This is a genomic window from Clostridium sp. DSM 8431 (assembly GCF_900116755.1).
GTDB lineage: Bacteria > Bacillota > Clostridia > Clostridiales > Clostridiaceae > Clostridium.
This window is the reverse complement of record NZ_FPBY01000253.1, coordinates 1-3236: the sequence shown is the minus strand read 5'-3', so window position 1 is coordinate 3236 and position 3236 is coordinate 1. Positions and strand designations below refer to the sequence as shown.

The 3236-nt window shown below is 27.8% G+C and carries 4 protein-coding genes and 1 other annotated feature; all 4 genes read left to right on the top strand.

What is annotated here, in order from left to right; all coding sequences use genetic code 11:
• Window positions 1-162: 162 nt before the first annotated feature.
• The 4 genes from BM384_RS16315 to BM384_RS16300 are packed head-to-tail and all read left to right on the top strand — an operon-like array spanning window position 163 to window position 2870.
• Entirely contained in the window at window positions 163-666 is a 504-nt protein-coding gene (locus BM384_RS16315; RefSeq protein ID WP_090015217.1) for an HD domain-containing protein, read from the top strand.
• A gap of 18 nt (window positions 667-684) precedes the next feature.
• Complete coding sequence (locus tag BM384_RS16310) at window positions 685-1197, top strand: transcription repressor NadR (RefSeq protein ID WP_090015215.1); 513 nt, start codon at window positions 685-687, stop codon at window positions 1195-1197.
• 24 nt (window positions 1198-1221) lie between these two features.
• On the top strand, window positions 1222-2625 hold the full coding sequence (locus tag BM384_RS16305; RefSeq protein WP_090015213.1) for an NAD(P)/FAD-dependent oxidoreductase: 1404 nt from the start codon (window positions 1222-1224) through the stop codon (window positions 2623-2625).
• A 17-nt stretch (window positions 2626-2642) separates the two neighbouring features.
• Entirely contained in the window at window positions 2643-2870 is a 228-nt protein-coding gene (locus BM384_RS16300; protein WP_090015211.1) for a DUF1667 domain-containing protein, read from the top strand.
• A gap of 60 nt (window positions 2871-2930) precedes the next feature.
• Window positions 2931-3126, top strand: a binding site (T-box leader).
• The last annotated feature ends 110 nt before the right edge of the window (window positions 3127-3236 follow it).

Below are 3236 nucleotides of genomic sequence, written 5' to 3'. Positions count from 1 at the left end.
TTATCAAGAGCCGTGTGCGAGGCCCGCATGCACGGTTCTGTGAGAGGAAAGACCTCAGAAAAAAATATTTCTGAGGTTCACCTACTCGATATGTTGAATTTGATAATACTATTTAAAAATGCTATCATTAGGATGATAAATAAGTAGGAGAAGATGTGGGCTATGTCTTTATATAGAATAAAACAATTTATTTGGTCAATAACGACTCCTTTTAAACCAATTGATTTAAATACAGTAAATAAATATTTAGATGAAGATGAAATTGTTTTCTTTAAAAGGATGAAAAAATCTGAACAACATCACTGTATAAGAGTTTGTAATGATGCACTCAAAGAAAGTAAAAAATTAAAGCACATTGATGAAAAGAAAATAGCAAAGATTGCATTACTTCATGACATTGGTAAAATAGAGGGTAATTTGACTGTTATTGATAAATCTATACTAGTAATTTTAAATAAATTTACTAGGGGAAAGTTAAAAAGATACACGAATAATAAGAAGGTTGATATTTATTATAATCATCCAAAAAAATCAGTGGCTTTACTAAAAAGTATAAATACCGAATATGATTTTGAATTTCTAGAAGCTATAGAAGAGCACCATAATGTTTATGATGGACAAAATAAGTATATAGAAATAATAAAAAGATGTGATGATAATAATTAATATTTTGATGAGGAAAAAATGAGTGCTATAGATAGACGAAAAAATATATTAAGTGATCTTAAAAAAGATAATAAGGCTATAAAAGGTATTAGGTTAGCAGAAAAATATAATGTAACTAGACAAATAATAGTTAAAGATATAGCTATATTACGAGCACAAGGAAATTTGATAACAGCAACTCCAGATGGATATATTATTGGAAAAAATGATGATAAGAGAATACAAAAAGTAATTGCTGTAAATCATGATGAAGATAAATTAGATGAAGAACTTAGTATAATAATTAAGTACGGTGGAATTGTTGAAGATGTAATTGTAGAACATCCAATATACGGAGAAATAAAAGATATGTTAATGATAAAGAATCTATACGATTTAGAAAACTTTATGGAAAAGTATAAAGAAAATAAGGTGAAGTTATTATCTTTATTAACTGATGGAGTACATATTCATACTTTAACAGCTGATACAGAAGAAAATATGGATGCTATACTAAAGGAATTAAAAGAAAAAGGTTTTATAATAGAATAATTTTGTTAATGGAGTGGTAATAATATGGATTATGATGTATTGATTTTAGGTGGAGGAATAGTAGGGTGTTCGATAGCTTATGAAATGTCAAAGTATAATTTAAATATTGCTTTAATTGAAAGGGATTTTGATATAGTAGATGATATTTCTTTTGTAAATACATCAGTTATCTATGATGGTTCTGAAACGTCAGATCCACAGATGGCTTCTTGGGAAAAAGAAGGTATCTATTTGATTGAAGAAGCTTGTAAAAAGTTTAAGGTACCATATAAAAAAGTTGGAGCAATAAGAGTTGCTAGTGAAGAGAAAAAAGTTAAAAAGTTAGAGCTAATGTATGAAAGAGCTAAAAAAAGAAATATAGATAAGGTTACTTTATTAGATAGAGATGAGGCTTTAAAAATAGAGCCTAATATAGATAAATCAGTCAAAAAGGTTTTATACTCTGAAAACGTATCTATAATCGCACCTTATGATTTAGCAATTGCATATGCAGAGGTTGCTGCTGAAAATGGAGTTAATTTTAGATTTGAAGAAAAAGTTATTGATATAAGTAATATAAATAAAGGCTTTAGAGTAATTACTACTAAGAATAAATTTACCTGCAGAGTTGTTGTAAATACTATTACAGATGAGATTTATATACAAGATAATAGTAGCAAACGTAGAGAAGAACAAAATTTAACTGGCAAGAGTATGAGTTATTACTTAGTAGATGGAAGTATAAAAAATTCTCTTGATAAGGTAGTTATAAAGGTTTTAGATGATAAGAATTTTGTTTTAAGTATACCTAATTTAGAAGGTGGAACAATTATAGGAATTAAAAATCCAAATGTATTAACTGTTGAAGATGGAATAGAATATGGAAAAATGTTGATACCAGAGATAAGTAAATCTAATATTAATAATATCTTTAAAGATGTATATGAAGGCGATTCAATAGTAATAGATAGTAGTAAATTAGATAAAGGATATATAAGGGTTACAGGAACTCATTATGGAAAAATGACGGTTGCTCCTGTAATTGCTCAGCGTATTAGTACTTCTATTGCTAAAAATCTAAATTCTACTGAAAAAAAGGATTTTATAGATAGAAGACGTGATATATATAAGTTTAGAGATATGACTACAGAAGAAAGAAATGAATTAATTTCATTAGATAATAGATATGGAAAAATAGTTTGTTTGTGTAATCAAATAACTGAAGGTGAAATAATTGATGCTATAAGAAGACCTTTAGGGGCACGTACAGTTCAAGGTATAAGAAAAAGAACTGGAGCTGGACATGGAAGCTGTCATGGTTCTTATTGTGTTAGAAAAATGATAAAAATATTAGCTAGAGAAATGGATAAGAAGCCTATAGAAATTGTTAAGGATTCAAAGAATTCAAGAATTTGGGTAAGTAGAATTAAAGAATTTGATGAAGTGTAGAATTGGGGGTAACTAAAATGGAAGAAATTTTTACTAGTTTAGTAAGGGTAAAAGGTGATCCAAAACACCGAGTTATATCAGTGAAAAGTAGTGAAAAGGTTGATAGAAAATTATTTGTGGAGTTTTCTAAAGTTTTAGGAAGAATATATGTAAGCACTCCCATTAATGTTAATGATATAATTTGTAGAAATATATTAAATACAGGCATAGATATACTTTGTACAAGAACAGTAAAAAAGGATTAATTTAGTGAGTCAATTATTGACAAGGAATACTTTAGTGTTATATATTTAAATTAATGAAATATTAAACCGTTGAAGAGGCTAGTAGTAATAATTAATATTTAAGAGAGTTAGTGGCTGGTGTGAACTAATATTTTAATGTTATGAATCCACCTCGGAGGGTCTGTGATGAGCAGAACGGGAAACCGTTAAATTTATTAAGTGGGTAGATTAATAATCTATCAATTAGGGTGGCAACGCGGAGTCTTTCGTCCCTTTTTAGGGAGAAATAGGCTCTTTTTTTAATGCATAGACCAGTTATACAAAAAAATAAAAAATTTTAAAAAGTAATTTTTTAAAAAAGGGTACACTTAATAAACCATTACTATT